At 70.2% G+C, this 17,484-nt stretch carries 15 protein-coding genes and 2 pseudogenes; 8 read left to right on the top strand and 9 right to left on the bottom strand.

Features of this window, described 5'->3' with window-relative positions:
* Nucleotides 1-213: 213 nt before the first annotated feature.
* Nucleotides 214-3,759, top strand: a complete 3,546-nt coding sequence (locus IEZ15_RS33445) for an indolepyruvate ferredoxin oxidoreductase family protein (protein WP_308427467.1) — start codon at nt 214-216, stop codon at nt 3,757-3,759.
* Nucleotides 3,760-3,851: 92 nt separating this feature from the next.
* On the opposite strand, the gene IEZ15_RS45400 is transcribed toward IEZ15_RS33445, so the two are convergent.
* Both IEZ15_RS45400 and IEZ15_RS45395 read right to left on the bottom strand, forming a co-directional pair.
* The gene (locus tag IEZ15_RS45400; protein ID WP_229846272.1) at nt 3,852-4,631 is read right to left on the bottom strand and encodes a hypothetical protein; all 780 of its coding nucleotides are present in this window, start codon (nt 4,629-4,631) and stop codon (nt 3,852-3,854) included.
* 176 nt (nt 4,632-4,807) lie between these two features.
* The gene (locus IEZ15_RS45395; protein WP_229846271.1) at nt 4,808-5,584 is read right to left on the bottom strand and encodes a serine/threonine-protein kinase; all 777 of its coding nucleotides are present in this window, start codon (nt 5,582-5,584) and stop codon (nt 4,808-4,810) included.
* Nucleotides 5,585-5,837: 253 nt separating this feature from the next.
* Between IEZ15_RS45395 and IEZ15_RS33435 the strand changes: the two genes are divergently transcribed.
* From IEZ15_RS33435 to IEZ15_RS33415, 5 genes and pseudogenes are all read left to right on the top strand, one after another.
* Nucleotides 5,838-6,209 carry a sensor histidine kinase gene (locus IEZ15_RS33435; RefSeq protein ID WP_189280696.1) on the top strand — a complete coding sequence of 124 codons (372 nt, stop codon included), beginning with the start codon at nt 5,838-5,840 and terminating at the stop codon, nt 6,207-6,209.
* Nucleotides 6,210-6,267: 58 nt separating this feature from the next.
* A pseudogene (locus tag IEZ15_RS33430) lies at nt 6,268-6,492 on the top strand (response regulator transcription factor); the annotation flags it as partial.
* A gap of 538 nt (nt 6,493-7,030) precedes the next feature.
* The gene (locus tag IEZ15_RS33425) at nt 7,031-7,714 is read left to right on the top strand and encodes an FkbM family methyltransferase (protein WP_229846270.1); all 684 of its coding nucleotides are present in this window, start codon (nt 7,031-7,033) and stop codon (nt 7,712-7,714) included.
* A 16-nt stretch (nt 7,715-7,730) separates the two neighbouring features.
* On the top strand, nt 7,731-8,885 hold the full coding sequence (locus IEZ15_RS33420) for a glycosyltransferase family 4 protein (RefSeq protein WP_189280694.1): 1,155 nt from the start codon (nt 7,731-7,733) through the stop codon (nt 8,883-8,885).
* 422 nt (nt 8,886-9,307) lie between these two features.
* Nucleotides 9,308-10,114, top strand: coding sequence for a thioesterase II family protein (locus IEZ15_RS33415; protein WP_189280693.1), 807 nt, complete (start codon nt 9,308-9,310; stop codon nt 10,112-10,114).
* A 222-nt stretch (nt 10,115-10,336) separates the two neighbouring features.
* On the opposite strand, the gene IEZ15_RS45390 is transcribed toward IEZ15_RS33415, so the two are convergent.
* Nucleotides 10,337-10,774, bottom strand: a complete 438-nt coding sequence (locus IEZ15_RS45390; RefSeq protein ID WP_229846269.1) for an amidohydrolase family protein — start codon at nt 10,772-10,774, stop codon at nt 10,337-10,339.
* Between the two features lie 249 nt (nt 10,775-11,023).
* Nucleotides 11,024-11,428, bottom strand: coding sequence for a DUF5997 family protein (locus IEZ15_RS33405; protein ID WP_189280692.1), 405 nt, complete (start codon nt 11,426-11,428; stop codon nt 11,024-11,026).
* 58 nt (nt 11,429-11,486) lie between these two features.
* Between IEZ15_RS33405 and IEZ15_RS33400 the strand changes: the two genes are divergently transcribed.
* Nucleotides 11,487-12,248, top strand: a complete 762-nt coding sequence (locus IEZ15_RS33400) for a LysR family substrate-binding domain-containing protein (RefSeq protein WP_189280691.1) — start codon at nt 11,487-11,489, stop codon at nt 12,246-12,248.
* On the opposite strand, the gene IEZ15_RS33395 is transcribed toward IEZ15_RS33400, so the two are convergent.
* On the bottom strand, nt 12,245-12,520 hold the full coding sequence (locus tag IEZ15_RS33395) for a hypothetical protein (RefSeq protein WP_189280690.1): 276 nt from the start codon (nt 12,518-12,520) through the stop codon (nt 12,245-12,247). The two genes, IEZ15_RS33400 and IEZ15_RS33395, sit on opposite strands and share 4 nt — an antisense overlap.
* 92 nt (nt 12,521-12,612) lie before the next feature.
* On the opposite strand from IEZ15_RS33395, the pseudogene IEZ15_RS33390 reads away from it, so the two are divergent.
* A pseudogene (locus tag IEZ15_RS33390) lies at nt 12,613-13,233 on the top strand (FG-GAP and VCBS repeat-containing protein); the annotation flags it as partial.
* Between the two features lie 49 nt (nt 13,234-13,282).
* Here the strand turns inward: IEZ15_RS33390 and IEZ15_RS33385 are convergent.
* The 4 genes from IEZ15_RS33385 to IEZ15_RS33370 all read right to left on the bottom strand — a co-directional run bounded on the left by IEZ15_RS33385 (nt 13,283) and on the right by IEZ15_RS33370 (nt 17,441).
* Nucleotides 13,283-14,611 (bottom strand): geranylgeranyl reductase family protein, encoded by a 1,329-nt coding sequence (locus tag IEZ15_RS33385; protein WP_189280688.1) that lies wholly within the window; start codon nt 14,609-14,611, stop codon nt 13,283-13,285.
* Between the two features lie 231 nt (nt 14,612-14,842).
* Nucleotides 14,843-15,478: a response regulator transcription factor gene (locus IEZ15_RS33380; protein ID WP_114243193.1), complete on the bottom strand. Its 636-nt coding sequence runs from the start codon at nt 15,476-15,478 to the stop codon at nt 14,843-14,845.
* On the bottom strand, nt 15,478-16,581 hold the full coding sequence (locus IEZ15_RS33375; RefSeq protein WP_189280686.1) for a sensor histidine kinase: 1,104 nt from the start codon (nt 16,579-16,581) through the stop codon (nt 15,478-15,480). The genes IEZ15_RS33380 and IEZ15_RS33375 overlap by 1 nt, the downstream gene beginning before the upstream one ends.
* 191 nt (nt 16,582-16,772) lie before the next feature.
* The gene (locus IEZ15_RS33370) at nt 16,773-17,441 is read right to left on the bottom strand and encodes a DedA family protein (RefSeq protein WP_189280685.1); all 669 of its coding nucleotides are present in this window, start codon (nt 17,439-17,441) and stop codon (nt 16,773-16,775) included.
* Nucleotides 17,442-17,484: the final 43 nt, after the last annotated feature.

Raw genomic sequence — 17,484 nt, 5'->3', positions numbered from 1 at the left:
TCGACCGGCGCCGACCGGATCGACCGGCGCCGACCGGATCGACCGGCGCCGACCGGATCGACCGGCGCCGACCGGTGTCGGCCGACGCCCGCCGCCCCGACCCACGCACCACGGCTGCGCCCCGCCGACACGGCCGTCTCGGCCGCCGCCCCTCTCGTACGGGACCGACTCCTCGCCCGCCCCGACGACCACAGATGCCCCCGGAGGAACACAGTGGTGACCCCTCAGAAAGCAACCGGCCCCCGTCCCACGCTTCAGGATCGATACGTGCGCGAGGAGGGCACCCTCCACCTCACGGGCATCCAGGCGCTCGCCCGCCTGCCGCTCGACATCCGCCGCGCCGACCGTCGCGAGGGCCGCAGCACCGCGGGATTCATCTCCGGATACGAGGGCTCGCCGCTCGCCGGATACGACATGGAGCTCGACCGCTGCCGCTCCCTCCTCGACGAGTACGACATCGTCTTCCGCCCCGGCGTCAACGAGGAACTCGCGGCGACGGCCGTCCAGGGCACCCAACTGGCCGCAGCGCAGCCGGACAAGCGCGTCGACGGCATCACAGCGATCTGGTACGGCAAGTCCCCGGGCCTCGACCGCGCCTCGGACGCCATCCGGCACAACAACCTGATGGGCACCCACCCCGACGGCGGTGCGCTCGCCCTGGTCGGCGACGACCCCGCCGCCAAGTCGTCGACCGTTCCCGGCGCATCCGAACTGCTCCTCGCCGACCTGGGACTGCCCACGCTCTATCCGTCCGACCCGCAGGAAGCGCTCGACTTCGGACTGCACGGCGTGGCGATGTCCCGGGCAGCCGGCCTGTGGGTGGCACTGAAGATCGTGACGGCGGTCGCGGACGGTTCCGGCACCGTCGACGTGAGCGCCGGGCGGATCGCACCGGTCGTCCCGGACCTCACGGTCGACGGGGTGCCGTACCGCCACGCCGTCGGCACCCGGATGCTGCAACCGGCCCTCGGCGACCTGGAACGCAGCCGGGACGGCGCCCGTCTCGAGATCGCCCGCCGCTATGCCGTCGCCAACAACCTCAACCGGATCACCAGGATGGGCCCCGACGACCGCATTGGCATCGTCGCGGCAGGCAAGACGTTCCTCGACCTCCGCCAGGCCCTGCGCATCCTCGGACTCGACGACACCGAACTGGAGCGCCGCGGTGTGCGCCTGCTGCACCTGGGCATGATCCATCCGCTGGAACCCACGATCGTCGAACGGTTCGCGAGGGGGCTGCGCCACATCGTCGTCGTGGAGGAGAAGCGGCCACTCATCGAGACCGCCGTCAAGGACCTGCTCTACGGGCGCGGCGACCAGCCGTCCGTCTCCGGCAAGCGCGCACCCGACGGTTCGGTCCTGTTCCCTCTCGACGGCGAACTCGACCCCGACACCGTCGCCGCGCGGCTTGCGCCCCGTCTGAACGCACTGGGCGGACTCCCCACCGTACAGAGCTGGTTGGACGCCACTCGGGCAGCGGCCCGGCGCAAGACGCTGCCACTCCTGCCCGTGCTGAGCCGCACCCCCTACTTCTGTTCCGGCTGCCCCCACAACCTCTCGACCAAGGCACCCGAGGGCGCCGCCGTCGGGGCCGGGATCGGCTGCCACGCCATGGTCACGCTCATGGACCCTTCCCAGGCCGGGGACGTCATCGGCATGACCCAGATGGGAGGGGAGGGCGCCCAGTGGATCGGCATGCAGCCGTTCCTCGAACGCGACCACCTGATCCAGAATCTCGGCGACGGCACCTTCCACCACTCCGGAAGTCTCGCCGTCCGGGCGGCGGTCTCGGCCGGGGTGAACGTCACGTACAAGCTGCTCTACAACTCGGCGGTGGCGATGACCGGCGGACAGCAGCCCGTCGGCGTCATGCCCGTGTCCGCCATCGCCGCGGGGCTGTTGGCGGAAGGTGTCGAGCGCATCATCGTCACGACCGAGGACGTCAAGCGCTACCGGAAGGTCACGCTTCCGAAGGGCGTCGTCGTCTGGCACCGCGACCGGCTGGCCGAGGCCCAGGAGGTGCTTGCCCGGACCCCCGGCGTCACGCTGCTCATCCACGACCAGGAATGCGCGACGGAACTCCGGCGCAAGCGCAAGCGTGGTCTTGTGCCCGAACCCACCGAGCGCGTGGTGATCAACGAGCGGGTGTGCGAGGGGTGCGGCGACTGCGGACAGCAGTCCAACTGCCTCTCCGTGCAGCCCGTCGACACCGAGTACGGCCGCAAGACCCGGATCGATCAGTCCTCCTGCAACAAGGACTACACCTGTCTGTCGGGGGACTGCCCCTCCTTCCTCACCGTCGTCCCCGCCAAGGGAAAGGCCGACTTCACTCCCGCTCCGATGCCGGACGGCGCGGCGCTGCCCGATCCGGACCCCGTCGTACCGGCCTCCCACACCACCCGGATCACAGGCGTCGGAGGATCCGGGGTGATCACTCTCGCGCAGATCCTCAGCACCGCAGCCTCGCTCGCGGGCCTGCACGTCCGGGCCCTCGACCAGACCGGCATGGCCCAGAAGGGCGGCGCGGTCGTCTCCGACATCAAAATCACCAAGGAGGCGACGGATCAGGCCGGCAAGGCGGCCCTGGACGAGTGCGATCTCTACCTCGGTTGTGACTTGCTCGTCGCCGCGGAACCCGGACATCTGACCGCGGCCACCCCGGCGCGAACGGTGGCGGTTGTCTCCACGGCAGAGGTCCCGACCGGACAGATGGTCATCGACCCGGAGGTGTCGTTCCCGCCTGCCGAACCTCTCAAGGAACGGATCACGGCAGAGGCCAAGGACACGGTCTTCCTCGACGCGCGCCGACTCGCGAACGACCTGCTGGGCGAGGACCAGTTCGCCAATCTCCTGCTCACCGGCGCGGCCTACCAGACCGGCGGGCTGCCGCTGCCGGCCCACGCCATCGAGGAGGCGATCACCCTCAACGGCGTGAAGGCCGAAGCCAACATCAAGGCGTTCCGCCTCGGCCGCCAGGCCGTCGCCGACCCCGGAGCCTTCGCCGACCTCCTGGAAGGGCGTGTCACCCCGGCGAAGTCGGGGCGCGGCCTGTCCGCCGAGGCCCGGCACACCGTCGAACTGGTCGGGGCCGCCCCCGGGTCGGAGCTCGCCCGGCTCCTGGAGGTCCGTGTTCCGGATCTCATCGCGTACCAGAACGCCGCCTACGCGACGAGGTACGCACGTTTTGTCGAACAGGTCCGCCGGACCGAGTGTGAGCGCGCTCCCGGCTCGACCGCACTCACCGAGGCAGTGGCCAGGTACCTGCACAAGCTGATGGCGTACAAGGACGAGTACGAGGTGGCCCGGCTCTCCCTCGACCCCGAGGTCGAGCGGGAGGTGAAGGCCCGCTTCGGGGACGGCGCACGGATGTCCTACCGTCTCCACCCGCCCGTCCTGCGGGCCCTCGGCATGAACCGCAAGATCGAACTCGGCCCCTGGTTCAAGCCGGCCTTCCAAGCCCTCGCCGCGATGCGCAGGCTCCGTGGCACGCGCCTGGACCCCTTCGGAGCGGCGCGCGTGCGGCGCACGGAACGGGCCCTGGTCGTCGAGTACGAGGCCACGATCACCGAGGTCTGCCGGAATCTCGACATGGACGCCCACGGCCTGGCCGTCGAGATCGCCTCACTGCCCGACATGGTGCGTGGCTACGAGGAGATCAAGATGGCATCCGTGGCCCGCTACAGGGCCCGGTCCGCGGAACTCGTCGGCCGGCTGTCCTCGGGCCGCGAACGCGCCGGTGCCGACACAGCGGCGTCCTGACAGCCGAGCGGGTGACCGGAGGGCCGGCCGCTGTGCCGGTCCCGTTCTGCGGGGGCGGGGAGGAACACGTCGGCACCGCCGTGAACGGTGTCCTAGGCATGGAAACCGTTGCACATGACGGATGTGTACGTCGTGGGCCCGCCCTCGACGTGGTACAGGACCACGGTCCAGTCGCCCCTGTCGTCGCCGACCGGGATCGCGTCGACGGTCCGATTGCCGAAGTGGGCCCGGAAGTCGTCGGGATACTTGAGTTTGATGGTTCCGCCCGAGGACCACCGGGAGTAGATGTCGACGGGCTTGCTCGTGAAGCCGATGCCCTTTCCCGCGGACCGAAGCGGACGGCCGGTGGCGCGGTCGGTCTCGTGCGGCGGCCGCACCCCCACGGAGATGTAGTACGGCGCGGGCCGCTTTCCCTGGCCGGCGGTCTTGGGACGCAGCTCCACCGAGGCGGTGTCCGAGCCGGTGGTGTGCGAGACGGCGGACAGCAGGTCCATCGGCGGTGAGGACTCGGCGAAACTGGCCAGGTCGCAGGAGCCCATGCCCTGGGCGGCCTGCTTCGGGTCGTCCGACAGGGTCCAGCGGTCCTGCGAGACACGGTCGTTCACGATGTGGTCCGGTGGCCGGCCCGCCGGACCCTTGGCGGTCGACCGGGGCGCGGGGACGTCGGTCGTGGGTGCGGCTCCGGGGGTCTGGCTGTCCTGTTCGGGGAGCAGCCAGACCGTCGCCGGTACGACGAGCGCCACCGCACATGCGGCGAGCCAGCCCCTGCGACGTGTGGTGCGGGCGGGATGTCGCCGTTGATGATCCGGCGCGTCGTACGGCGTGGTGCCGGGCGTCCCCGGAGGTACGGTCTCGGCTGCCCGCTCATGCACCTGATCCTCCGGCTCGCGACCCGCCGGCCGAGTCAGGACTCCGGTCTCCGGTTCCGCCTCCGAAGGTGGCGTGCTCACAGGCACAGGCACAGGCACGGGCACGGGTTCGGCGTCGCGGGCCACCGAGCGGTAGTGGGCGTCCGTAGCCAGCGCCGACTCCACCGCGCAATGGGCGATCACGGCGGCCAGCGGGGCCGCTCCGCCGGGTTCTTGGCGACACACTGCCGGATCAGTGCGGCCAGCGCGGGCCGTACCCCCGCCAGGTCGATGTCCTCGTGCACCGTCCGGTAGCTCACCGCAGTCGCATCGCCCGTGCCGTACGGGGGCCGGCCGGTCGCCGTGTAGGCGATCGTCGCCCCCAGCGCGAAGACGTCCGCCGCCGGACCGACCTCGTTGCGCAGGACGACCTCGGGCGCCGCGTACCCGGGCGTGCCCGGTGCCATTCCGTCCCGGGTGAGGATCGTCTGCTCAAGTCCCCGGGCGATGCCGAAGTCGATCAGTTGTGGTCCCTGCGGCGCGAGGATGACGTTCTGCGGCTTCAGGTCCCGGTGCGTGACCCCGTGGACATGGACCGCGGCCAGCCCCTCGGCGAGCGCGGCGAACAGCCGCAGGGCACTGTCCGGCGGGAACGGGCCGCTCGTGCCCACGGCGCCGCGCAGCGTGGGCCCCGGCACGTACTCGGTGGCCAGCCAGTACGGGGACGAGTCGAGCGACGCCTCGATCAACTGGGCGGTGTAGGCGCTGCGTACGGCCTCCACGGTCGCGGCCTCCCGCCGGAACCGGGCCAGTGCCTCGGGGTGATCGTTGATCTCGTCGCGGATCACCTTCACGGCCACCAGCCGTCCGCCGGGCGACCGGCCGAGATATACCTGCCCCATGCCGCCCGCGCCGAGCCGGGCGAGAATCCGGTACGCGCCTATGTGCGCGGGGTCCTGAGGTCGCAGCTCTTCCACCGGCACGACTGTGCCATACCCGCTCACTTTTCGGACCGGCGGACCGCAACCGACGCACAACCGCCCCTGGTACGCGCAATGTGTTCGCGGGCCGGGTGCTTCCTGCACTCGGCGCAGCCGCCATCCCCGGGCCTGGAGAGCCTCTTTCAGGGGCACCCTCAGGCCTGGTGCGACACTGACGTGGACCAGCCCGGTCAACTGGCTGGTGGCGTGCTCGATGCGGACGCGAGGTGTTGCAATCGAGGGCAATGGCATGCTGCGGCTCCACCTTGACGCTCGCCACATCCGTGCAGTGCCGCGCCAGGCCCTGCGCCTGTACGTCCGCAAGCACCTGCCCGAAGCCCGGTTCCGTATCCCTGAAGTGGTCGGCAATGTGCGCAGCGCCGGGCTCACCGTCAGCACTCACACCACCGGCGAGCCGGCCCATCCGACACCGGGCATCGAGCTGTCGGCGTTCCATATCATCCAGGGTGCGCTCAGCAACGTGATGCGGCACGCGCCCGGAGCGGAGGTACGGGTGGAGGTCGATCACCGCCCGTCCGCGGTCACCATCCGGGTCGCCAACACCGCGCCGAACCGGCCCGACCGGCTTTCGGTGCGACCTCCGAAGGAGGACACGAAGTGATCGCGATGCTGCTCACGCGGCTTCCCGCAGTACCTGCCGACCTTGTGGAGGACAACCCGTGACGACCACCCGCGTGCTGATCGCCGACGATCAGGTGATGGTCCGTCAAGGATTCACGGTCCTGCTCAATGCCGAACCCGGCATCGAGGTCGTCGGCCAGGCCGTGGACGGCATCGACGCCGTCGCCAGGGTCGCCGAACTGGCCCCCGACGTCGTACTGATGGACATACGGATGCCCGGGGTCGGCGGCATCGAGGCGACGCGCCGCATCATGACAGCGCCCGCGGGGCCGTCCGGCCGCCCCGGTCCGGGCCGTTCAACTGACGCCTTGGCACAGTTGAAAGCACGCACGCACCCCGGCTCGGTCGGCCCTAGGGCGGGAGTCATCGGAAATCGGGTCGACATGCGGCCCAATAGCCTGATTGATGCGAGGGTGCAGAAGTAGCGGTCGCCTCCCATGGCTTCGCACCCTGCCCACTGTCGTGGGCAGGGTGCGAAGCCATGATCTGCGTTCTTTCATGAGGGTTTCAGCGGTTGTGGGCCCAGACCTGAGATGTACATCTCAGGTCTGACGTGCGGGCCAATCTGCTTCCGGAGAAGGATGGGATCACCCCGCGTCTGATGATGCGATGGGATGCCGATCGAGTGTGGCGTCGCTCCGGCAGCAGGATCCGTACGCCAAGCAGGCTGAAAGGCGTTTGATGAACGGCAGGTTGACGCAACGGCCGGATGCCTCGGTTCCCGGCGGTCGCCCGTACCCGGGGCTGCGTGTGTCGTCCGTCGCGCTCGCGCTTCGCTGGGCATCCTCGCGGTGGCCCTTCGTGGAAGAGGAAGTGGCGGGCCTGCGGCCGCTGGTGCGGCCGGGCGCTGTCTGCCTCGACATCGGGGCCGAGTACGGCCTCTACACCTGGAGCCTGTCCGCGCTGGCCGGACCGTCGGGGAAGGTGCACAGCGTCGAACCGCTGCACGGCCCCGCGAAATGGCTGAGGGTCACGGCAGCCGCCCTCGGCTGTGACAACGTCACCGTTCACCGCATGGCTCTCGGCGCGCGGGCACACGAAGGAACGATGAGCCTGCCCCGACGCCGTCTGCTGCCCGTCCACGGACGCGCCTATCTCACCGAGGGCGCCTCGGGGCCAGGACCCAACGTCGAATTCCCCAACTCCCGCCCTGTGACCACACCGGTGCGGACGGTGGACGGTCTGTGCAACCACATGGGCCTCGATCGCGTCGATTTCATCAAGGCCGATGTCGAAGGGGCCGAGGCGGCCGTGCTGTCGGGGGCCCGGCACACGCTGCTGCGCCACCGGCCCGCGCTCCTGCTCGAGATCGAGGACCGTCACCTCGAGAAGTACGACACGAAGTCGGGCGACCTCGTCAGCCGGCTCATGGAGCTCGGCTACGACATGTACCGCTGGCGGAACCGGGGTTGGAAGCGTGTTGCCGACGTGACCGACGACTGCCGCAACTACCTCTTCTCGGCTCGCTCGACCGCATCCAGCTGAAGGATCCAACACATTCATGGGCTCCACCCTTGTCATCACCAATGACTTCCCGCCGCGCCAGGGAGGCATAGAGACCTTCGTGCATGCCATGGCCACGCGCATACCGGACGACGACGTGGTCGTGTACACCTCGCGCGAGCCGGGCGACGCCGCGTACGACGCGGCCCTTCCGTTCCCTGTCGTACGGGACTCCAGCGGCATGCTGCTGCCGACCGGGCGGGTCACCCGGAGGGCCGTCGAGATAGCCAGGGCCCATGGCTGCGACCGGGTCTGGTTCGGGGCTGCCGCACCCCTGGCTCTCATGGCGCCGACCCTGCGCCGCAGTGGGATCCAGCGCATGGTGGCGACCACTCATGGCCATGAGATCTGGTGGGCCAGGACCCCGGGTCCGCGTCAGATGATGCGTCGTATCGGCGACGGCGTGGACGTCGTCACGTATCTCGGTCAGTACACGCGTGCCCGGATCGGGCCGTCCCTGGGCCCGCGTGCGCGCATGAGCCGGTTGGTTCCGGGGGTCGACGCGGAGGTGTACCGGCCCGACGCCGAGGCCGGATCTGCTCTGCGTACGGAGCTCGGCCTGCACGGCAAGCGAGTGATCCTGTGTGTGGCCCGCCTGGTCCCGCGCAAGGGCCAGGACATGCTGATCCGGGCCCTGCCGCTGATCCGGCGGGAGGTGCCCGACGCGGTGCTCGTCGTGGTCGGCCGGGGACCGGACGAGGCACGGCTGCGCAAGCTGGCGCACCGGCACGCCGAGGGCTCGGTCCGTTTCGTGGGCGGAAAGTCGCACACCGAAACTCCGCAGTACTACGCGGCGGCGGATGTCTTCGCCATGCCGTGCCGTACCAGGAAGGCCGGTCTGGAGGCGGAAGGGCTCGGGATCGTGTTCCTGGAGGCGGCGGCGAGCGGACTGCCGGTGGTCGTCGGCGACTCGGGCGGCGCCCCGGACACGGTGCTCGACGGCAGGACCGGCCGGGTCGTGGACGGAACCGACACGGCGGCGATCGCGGGCGCGCTGACCCGGATCCTGCTCGACGCGGACCAGGCCGCCGAGATGGGCGCCGCCGGCCGTAAGTGGGCCCAGGAGTCCTGGTCCTGGGACGCATCGGCCCGTCATCTGACGCAGCTGCTGAACCCCGAGGCGATCCCGGCGGCCATGCCGGGGCAGGAGTAGGGGCGCCGAGACATACGACGTGCGGGGCCCGGACTTCCCGCCTGGGGGAAGTCCGGGCCCGCGCCGCTTGGACTGCTCCTCGTGCGCGCGGCGCAGGCCGATGCGTGTCGGTGGGGTCCGAAGCCGAGGTCTCGAGCGGGGGAGACCCCATCTGCCTCCCTCCTCCGCCTTGCGGTCCACAGCACCGGGCCCCGATCCCCGATCCGGCCTGATCCGAACGGAAGACCTCAGCCGATGTCGTCACGGAAGTCGGCTCCGATGTCCGAGGACAATGCGACAATCGCCCTGCGACGTCATGCGGCGCGCCATGCGACAAGGATTGCCACGATGGGAGTGCAGTTGCTGGAGTCAGTCGAGCCGTGCCGGGCACAGCAGGTCCTGACCGGCCCCGGTCCCCGTGCCGCAACGGGAAGGGCCGGGGCGTGACACATACCGCCGTGTTCCGTGGATCCGCCGTCTGCCCGAGCCCGGTCGTCGACCCGTCCCTGCGCCTCTTCCTCTTCCACCACGCCGGTGGCTCGCATCTGCTCTACCGGGACTGGGCACCGGAGTTCCCGCCGGACTGGGAGCTGTGTCTGCTGAACGCCCCGGGGCGTGCGCACCGGCGCGATCAGCCCGCCGTCGACCGCGTCGAAGATCTGGTTGACCACTTCCACCAGGAGTTGCTGCCACAGCTCGACCGGCCGTTCGCCTTCTTCGGGCACAGCATGGGCGGCCTGACCGCGTACGAACTGACCCTGAGGCTCGCCGCGCAGGGCGGGCCGATGCCGGTCTGGCTCGGGCTCTCCGCCTTCGGTCCGCCCAGGGGCGCGGAGTACCGGCGCCGCCCAGGACGGCACGAGAGCTCCGACGCCGAACTGCGTGACTGGCTGCGGTCGATCGGCGGTACCCCCGCCGAGCTGCTCGACAACGACGATGTGTGGCAGTTGTTCGAGCCCGTGTTCCGCAGCGATTTCAAACTTGTCGACACCTGGGCACGCGACCCCGCCACGGGTTCACCGCCGCTGCCTTTCGCCGTCTTCGGCGGTGAACAGGACCTTGTCGTGGAGCCCAGGAGGCTCAAGGCCTGGGCCGACCACTCCCCGCACGTCCAGGGCGTCCACCTCTACCCCGGCGGCCACTTCTATCTGCACGACCACCGTACTGACCTGATCCGCACCGTCACCGCGTCGGTGCGCGCGGCCCGCGCCGCCGCCGAACGCATCATCACGGCGCCCGGCGCTTCGTAACTCCCCTCGCCCGTAAGCGGGCTGCGGGTTGCGGGCAGTACTCAGGAACGGAAGGCCGAGGCGAACACTGTGGGCATCCGTGCCCGGGACGGCTGCTTCGCCGGCCGAGTGTCGCACTGCGGGCGCGGCGGCTCGCGGGCGACGGACGGCAGCACTGCGCACAGAGGGGGCACCGCTCCCGGAACGTGTCCGCCGTGGCCGTGCCGCGCTCGCCGACCGGCATCAGACCTGAAGCTCACCGTCCCGGACGACCACGCGCCCACCCCCGACCACGATTCGGCGCCGCGGAGAGCGGACGAGGGCGTCCTGGGCGTTCTCGGCGTCCATCAGAACGATGTCCGCGCGTGCTCCCGCGACGATGTCGTGGACGCGGCGGTGGACAAAGCCGGCCGCACGGGTGGAGGACGACTCCACCGCGTACGCGAGCTCCTCATCGGTGCGCAGTCCGTGCGGCCGCGCGAAGCCGAGCGCGATGCGCAGCATGTCGCCGTCACCGTACGGGGACCACAGGTCACGGATTCCGTCGGTGCCGAGACCGACCGGGATGCCGCGGTCCCGCATCCCGCGCCAGTGAAGCGGCGCGGTACGGGGCGGCGCCACGGTTGCCCACGCGATCCCGGCGTCCTCGCAGCCGTCGAGCAGGTCCTGTTGCCGGCCCACCGAGAGCTCACCGAGAGCTCACCGAGGGCGAAGCCGTGCGAAATGGTCACCCTGTCCCGCAAGCCCGTACGCCGGGTGCGGTCGATGATGAGCTCGAACTGGAACGCGCCGAGCCCTCCTCCGTCGTGCAGATGGATATCAAGACCGACACCACGGCGCTGCGCGCCGTCCGTCGTCGGCGCGGCACCGTCGAACGAGGCGTGAGCCGGCGGTGGGCTGTCACGCCGAGGGACAGCCGAGGGACAATGATCAGGTACGCGGACCGTGGGACTGATCGGCGCGCGCTGCGTTCTTCTCCTTGATGCGAACGGCTTCCTTCCGGACCCCGGCCTGGGTGGCGCGTTCCTGCTGGAGCCAGTCGGGGCTGTCCTTCTTCAGCGCCTCGATCTGCTCCGTGGTGAGGGCGTCCGTGATTCCGCCACGGGCGAGACCGGAGATGGAGATGCCCAGCTTTGCCGCGACCACCGGCCGGGGGTGCGGGCCGTTGCGTCGCAGCTCCTGCAGCCACTCGGGCGGATCGGACTGCAGTGCGTTCAGCTCGGTGCGCGAGACGAAACCCTCCTGGAACTCGGCGGGGGTGGCCTCGAGGTACACACCCAGCTTCTTTGCCGCGGTTGCGGGCTTCATTGTCTGGGTGGTCTTGTGCGACGTCATGGTGCCAAGGGTATCGAGCATGTGCGCCGGCTCTGACCAGGGCCGGTAACCTGGCTGAGTGACAAGCTCGGAAGAAACCCCTTCGTTCCGGCTCGCGTACGTCCCGGGGGTGACGCCCACCAAGTGGGTGCGGATCTGGAACGAGCGGCTGCCCGACGTCCCGCTGACCCTCATCGGGGTGTCGGCCGCCGAGGCGTCCGACGTGCTGCGGGGCGGCGGCGCCGACGCGGGTCTCGTGCGGCTGCCCATCGACCGGACGGGCCTCAGCGCGATCCCTCTCTACACCGAGACCACGGTGGTCGTGATCCCGAAGGACCACGTCGTGGCATCCGTCGACGAGGTCTCCGCCGAGGATCTCGCCGACGACATCGTGCTGCATCCGCTCGACGACACCCTGGAATGGGAGCGCCGGCCAGGACAGCCCGCGATCGAGCGGCCCGCCACGACGGCGGACGCGATCGAGCTCGTGGCGGCAGGAGTGGGCCTTCTCGTCGTCCCGCAGTCGCTCGCCCGCCTGCACCACCGCAAGGACCTCACGTACCGGCCGGTGTCGGACGCCCCCGAGTCGCGCGTCGCCCTGTCGTGGCTGGAGGACGAGACGACAGACCTGGTGGAGGACTTCATCGGGATCGTCCGGGGGCGGACCGTCAACAGTTCCCGGGGCCGACCCAAGCCCCCGGCGCAGCCGAAGGGCAAGCGCCCCGAAACAGGCGGTGCACGCCGCAAGCCCGCAGCCGGCAAGGCGGCAGGGAAGGGCGCACGAAGCGGTTCCGGCGGGGCCAAGGGCGGCAAACGAGGAAAGCCTCGCCGCCGGTCCTAGGCCTCGTCGTCGAACGGCTGTCCGCCGCGCGGCAGGACCTGGCCACAGCCCCCGCGCCGCCCGCACTCAGGCGGCTGCGCGGGGTGGGGTAGGTCCCTTGAGAGCAGCAGCGCTGTGCCGATCTCGGCGAGGCGGTCCGCGAGATCCGGTAGATCACCAGTGGCAGCCCTGGCAGCCATGGCGGTCATGTCGTCGATGACGGTGAGCGTCGCCAGGACGGCCGGGCGGAATCCTGCCCACGACGCGTCCGCCGTACAACCCTTTTGCCTCATGCTCGGTCAAACAGGGCGCCGTGAAGGAACGGGCCCTTTCAGGTCATCGCCCCCCGCACCCGCCCGGTCATCCTTGAACCAAGGAGCCGCTCGTGCGCATGTACCGTTCGGCCGCCGTTGCCGCGGCCTCATTTCTCCTGATGGCGGGAGCAGGCATCGCCGCTCCCTCCGCATACGCCGGTACCCCCGGCGGCACGCACGCAAATGACCGCAACAGCGATTTCAACGGCGACGGCTACGAGGACGTGCTCATCGGCGCGCCGGGCGGAACCGTCAGCGGAAAGAAGGGCGCGGGGTATGTGACCGTGCAGTACGGCGCGTCGACGGGTATCGGCACCCGCAGGGCCGCGGTCGTCAGCCAGTCCACCACCGGGGTGCCGGGCGGAGCCGAGACGGGCGACGGCTTCGGCAGGGCGCTGGCCACCGGCGACCTCGACGCGGACGGCTACGACGACGCGATCGTGGGCATTCCGGGCGAGGACATCGGGACGGTCTCGGACGCGGGCGGCATCACCGTTCTGTGGGGGTCGTCGCGGGGGCTGGTCGGTGCGAACAGCGACTGGCTGGAGGCCGCGGAGCCCGGCGCCGGCGCGAAGTTCGGCAGCGCACTCGCCGCGGCCCGCTTCAGCCCCGACACCCCGGGCTACGAACTGGCCGTCCTCGGCCGCGACGACCTGGAGCTGTACGCGTACGACAGCGCTCCGGGGTCAGCCGCAGGCTTTCCCCGGTGTGCTGTTCGTACCTCCGGCCGGGACCCGCGGTTCAGCGCCTGCGTCGTACCTTCGGTTCCGGGACGAGACGCACGACGCCGTTGAGCAAATGGTCGATCAGGTCGTGGGAGGGCTTGTCCGTGAGGTTGGTCAGCAGCCGGGCCAGGGTGTTGAGCAGAAACGGCGACCCCATGACGTAACGGTTGAGGACCGGCTGGAAACCCGAACGGCTGAAGAGGAGGTCGGCGGCCGTGTTCCCGAGACGGTAGTAGCGCCCCCAGCGGCGGTTCATCTCGACGGGGTAGCCGCGCAGCACCTGCTCCCGCCGGGGTCCCCGGGGGAGTGCGAGGGCGAGCGCGGCGGTCTCGGCCGCGACTTCGCCGGCTTCCATGGCCTGGCCGATTCCTTCGCCGTTCCAGGGGCTGATCATGCCTCCGGAGTCGCCTACGAGGAGGAGCCCGCGAGTGTAGAGGGGGTGACGGTTGAAGCCCAGCGGAAGGGCCGCGCTCCGGACAGGGCCCTCCGCGTTCTCCTCGCACAGTCCCCAGGCGTGCGGGGTGCGCGCCAGCCACTCGTCCAACGTGGCGCGCAGGTCCGCCTTTCCGTGCCGCCGATGGGGCAGCGCACCGAGACCGACATTGACCCGGCCGTCGCCCATGGGGAAGATCCAGCCGTATCCGGGAAGGTAGTGATCGCTCCCCGGGAAGCGGAGGTCGGCCCACAGTTCCAGGTACTCCTCCTGGGAACGCTCCGGACTTCGGTAGTAGCGGCGGGCGGCCGTCGCGATCTGCCTGCTCCTGTCCCGCTGCAGGCCCATGGCGAGAGCGAGGCGGGCGGAGGCGCCGTCGGCGGCGATGACGATCGGTGCGTGGAAGGCCAATGGCTCCTTCGCCGAGGTCGTGGCGGCGACACCGGTGATACGGCCGGCGCGGTCGGTCAGGGGCTGGGTCACCTTCACGCCGCTGCGCAGCCGGGCTCCGGCGGCGACGGCGTGCCGGGCCAGGATGTCGTCGAAGTCGTGCCGACTGCGCGAGAGCCCGAAATCCGGGTAACGCCCGAGCGCGGGCCAGTCGATGTGCACCTGATGGTCCCCGGCCACCCATCGCATCCCGCGTGAACGCGTCCACCCAGGAGCCTTGATGTCGACGCCCATCCTGATGAGCTGGTGCACCGCTCGTGGCGTCAAACCGTCCCCGCACACCTTCTCCCGGGGAAAGCGGGACTTCTCCACGAGCAGGACATCGACGCCCGCCCTGGCGAGGTGGAAGGCCGCGGCCGAGCCCGCCGGCCCCGCCCCCACCACGATCACCTGAGCTTCCTCGTCCGAGCCGTGGACGGACCGGTCGTCCGACGGGGAATGGTCCGGCGTCGTTTCCCGCATGGGGAACCCCTTCCTGTTCCTGGGACAGGTGGTGCCGCACCGAGGACGGCAGCCCTGTGCCTCATCATCGATCAAGGGGAGCCGGTGCGGAACCCGGCCCGGATGTCCGGCACCCGCCTGATGCGGCATCGACCACTGCGTGAGGAATTTCGATCACGGAAGCTGCCGTCGTCCGGGCGGGCGACGGCCGCATGGTGCCATCCGAGCCCGTAGGGACCGGCGCACCGGCGCCTACGACTCCAAGTAGCGCAGGACCGCCAGCACTCGTCTGCTGTATCCCGTGGTCCGCGCCAGATCGAGCTTGTCGAAGACGGAGTTGAGGTTCTTCTCGACCGAACTGAGCGAGATGTGCAGGTGCTGGGCGATGGCCGCGTTGGTGCGGCCCTGCGCCAGCTCCTGCAGGACGCTGCGCTCGCGGGGTGTCAGCCTGGCCAAGGGGTCACTGTGCGTGGTCCGGACCACCAACTGCCGTACGACTTCCGCGTCGATGGATGCGCCGCCCGCGTGAATCCGCTCCAGCGAGTCCAGGAACTCGTCGACCTGCGCGACCCGGTCCTTGAGCAGATAGCCGACCCGCTCGGCGTTTGCGGACAGCAGCCGCACCGCGTAATTGCGCTCCACATGCTGGGAGAGCACCAATACACCGACCAGGGGCCAGCGCTCACGGATCTCCAGCGCGGCCCGCAGCCCCTCATCGGTGTGGGTGGGAGGCATCCGGATGTCGACGACGACGAGGTCCGGCGGGTCCGCCTCGACTGCCCGGACGAGGGCCGTCCCGTCACCCACCGCGGCGAGGACTTCATGTCCCTCCTCGGCGAGCAGTCGGACCAGGCCTTCCCTCAGCAGGGTCGAGTCCTCGGCGAGCATTACGCGCACAGCAGCTCCGCGATGATGGTGGTGGGGCCCCCGGAAGGGCTGTCGATGTACAGCCGGCCGTCAAGTGCGTCCACCCGGCTGCGCAGCCCGGACAGTCCACTGCCCGTGGGATCGGCTCCACCGGTTCCGTTGTCCCGGACGGATACGGACACTCCGCTCCCGTCACCCTTGACGCTGACGGAGATGCGGGTCGCGCGGGAGTGCTTGGCCGCGTTGGTCACAGCCTCCGACACCACGAAGTAGGCGGCCGTCTCCACGGGCCGGGGCAACGGCAGTGCCAGGTTGAACTCCATGTGCAGGGGAATGCTGCAGCGCTGGGCCACCCCGCCGAGTGCCTCCTCCAGCCCGAGGTTGTCGAGCGCCGACGGATAGACGCGCCAGGCCACCTCCCGCAGCTCGGTGAGGACCTCCTGGGACTCCTTGTGCGCCTGCTGGAGCAGCAGATCGGCCTGCTCGGGTGTCCGGTTGCGGCGGGCCCGGCCCAGCAGCATGGCGAGTGCGACGAGCCGCTGCTGCACGCCGTCGTGCAGGTCGCGTTCGATGCGCCTGCGCTCCACGTCGACCGCCCGGAGCACCCCGGCACGGCTGGCGGCCAGTTCAGCGATGCGCCGCTCCAGCAACTCCCGCTCGGACGGGCCGAAGTGTTCTCGTGCAAGCCGTGCGTCGAGGGCGTCCAGTGAGACGAGCCCCTGGAGGTCGAGGAAGAGCAGGACACCGCCGAGGATCCCTTGGGTCAGCAGTTCCTGCCAGCTCGTGGTGGCGCGTGCCACCCCGGCCGCCAGCAGTGCGGCCAGCACGACCCCGAATCCCAGCAGTGCAACCACGAATCCGGTCAGTATCCCCGTGTAGGTGCGGGTGGCGAGGTAGCGAAGCACTTTCCGGTCGGATGCGCGGTGCGTGGGGAACACGTCGCCGAAGAAGGCGCTGCGACGGATCCGCTCCAGCTCCGTGAGCCGACGGGCCCCGGCACTCAGCACGGCCAGGGAGCGCCGACGCGTACGGGGCCACAGAATGAACGGGCCCAATAGAGCGCCCGGCACGGCGAAATACAGCAGGTCCAGCAGGGCGGTGCAGCAGCCGAGCAGGGCGCCCATGACCCTGCGGGGCCAGGGGGAGGTGCCCCCTTCCTCGCGCCTCGGGCCGAGTGGCCCCGGAAGATGACTGGTTGCACTGTCTGTGGAGTCCCCCTGCACGGATGCCGAGGCTAGTCGCGCGGCACCGTCACGGCAAGATCGTCCTCGGCGGGCGGGGGAGACCGGTAGAGCGCGGGACCGCGGCGCGTAGCTCACGACGAACGACGGTGCTGTGCCCGCTCACGGGGACGGGAGCGCCACCGCAGACTCACGTACCCGATGACGGCCGCAAGGACCAGGACGAGAACGGCCTTGGAGAGGACCCCGACATAGGTCTCCACCAGGTCCCACCGGTCGCCGAGCCAGTACCCGGCCATCACCAGCACCGAGTTCCACAGCAAGCTGCCCACAGCGGTCAGGGTCACGAAGAGCGGCAGCGACATGCGCTCCACGCCGGCCGGCACGGAGATGAGACTCCGGAAGACCGGCACCATGCGCCCGAGGAGGACGGCCTTGGTGCCGTGCTCAGCGAACCACCGCTCCGTGCGCTCCAGATCGGAACTCCTGACCAGCGGAAGCCTCGCCCAGATCGCATGCATCCGGTCGCGGCCGAAGAGCATGCCGATCCAGTACAGAACCACCGCGCCCACCACCGAACCGAGCGTGGTCCAGAAGAGCGCGGAGGCCAGGCCGATGACGCCCTGCCCCGCCGCGAACCCGGTCAGCGGGAGAATGACTTCGCTGGGCAGCGGCGGAAAGAGATTCTCCAGGGCGATGGCGAGACCGGCTCCCGGACCCCCCATGGTGTCGACGAGATCGGCTGCCCAGCCTGCGACACCGCCCGCGGGTTCCTGGGGGAGTCCCAGAGTGACGAGATCCATGAACTGACTCCTGGCCGGTGGTGGAGAGGCGTGAGAAGTCCGT

Source organism: Streptomyces atratus (assembly GCF_014648655.1).
Lineage (GTDB): Bacteria > Actinomycetota > Actinomycetes > Streptomycetales > Streptomycetaceae > Streptomyces > Streptomyces atratus.
The sequence above is the reverse complement of the archived record's forward strand: the minus strand, read 5'-3'. Positions and strand labels throughout refer to the sequence as shown.

Bases quoted from the DNA above. Each gene is read 5' to 3' on its own strand.
- IEZ15_RS33420 (WP_189280694.1), top strand. From the start codon at position 7,731: ATGGGCTCCACCCTTGTCATCACCAATGACTTCCCGCCGCGCCAGGGA.
- IEZ15_RS33405 (WP_189280692.1), bottom strand. From the start codon at position 11,428: ATGACGTCGCACAAGACCACCCAGACAATGAAGCCCGCAACCGCGGCA.
- IEZ15_RS33435 (WP_189280696.1), top strand. From the start codon at position 5,838: ATGCTGCGGCTCCACCTTGACGCTCGCCACATCCGTGCAGTGCCGCGC.
- IEZ15_RS33380 (WP_114243193.1), bottom strand. From the start codon at position 15,478: ATGCTCGCCGAGGACTCGACCCTGCTGAGGGAAGGCCTGGTCCGACTG.
- IEZ15_RS33395 (WP_189280690.1), bottom strand. From the start codon at position 12,520: ATGAGGCAAAAGGGTTGTACGGCGGACGCGTCGTGGGCAGGATTCCGC.
- IEZ15_RS33375 (WP_189280686.1), bottom strand. From the start codon at position 16,581: ATGGGCGCCCTGCTCGGCTGCTGCACCGCCCTGCTGGACCTGCTGTAT.
- IEZ15_RS33385 (WP_189280688.1), bottom strand. From the start codon at position 14,611: ATGCGGGAAACGACGCCGGACCATTCCCCGTCGGACGACCGGTCCGTC.
- IEZ15_RS33370 (WP_189280685.1), bottom strand. From the start codon at position 17,441: ATGGATCTCGTCACTCTGGGACTCCCCCAGGAACCCGCGGGCGGTGTC.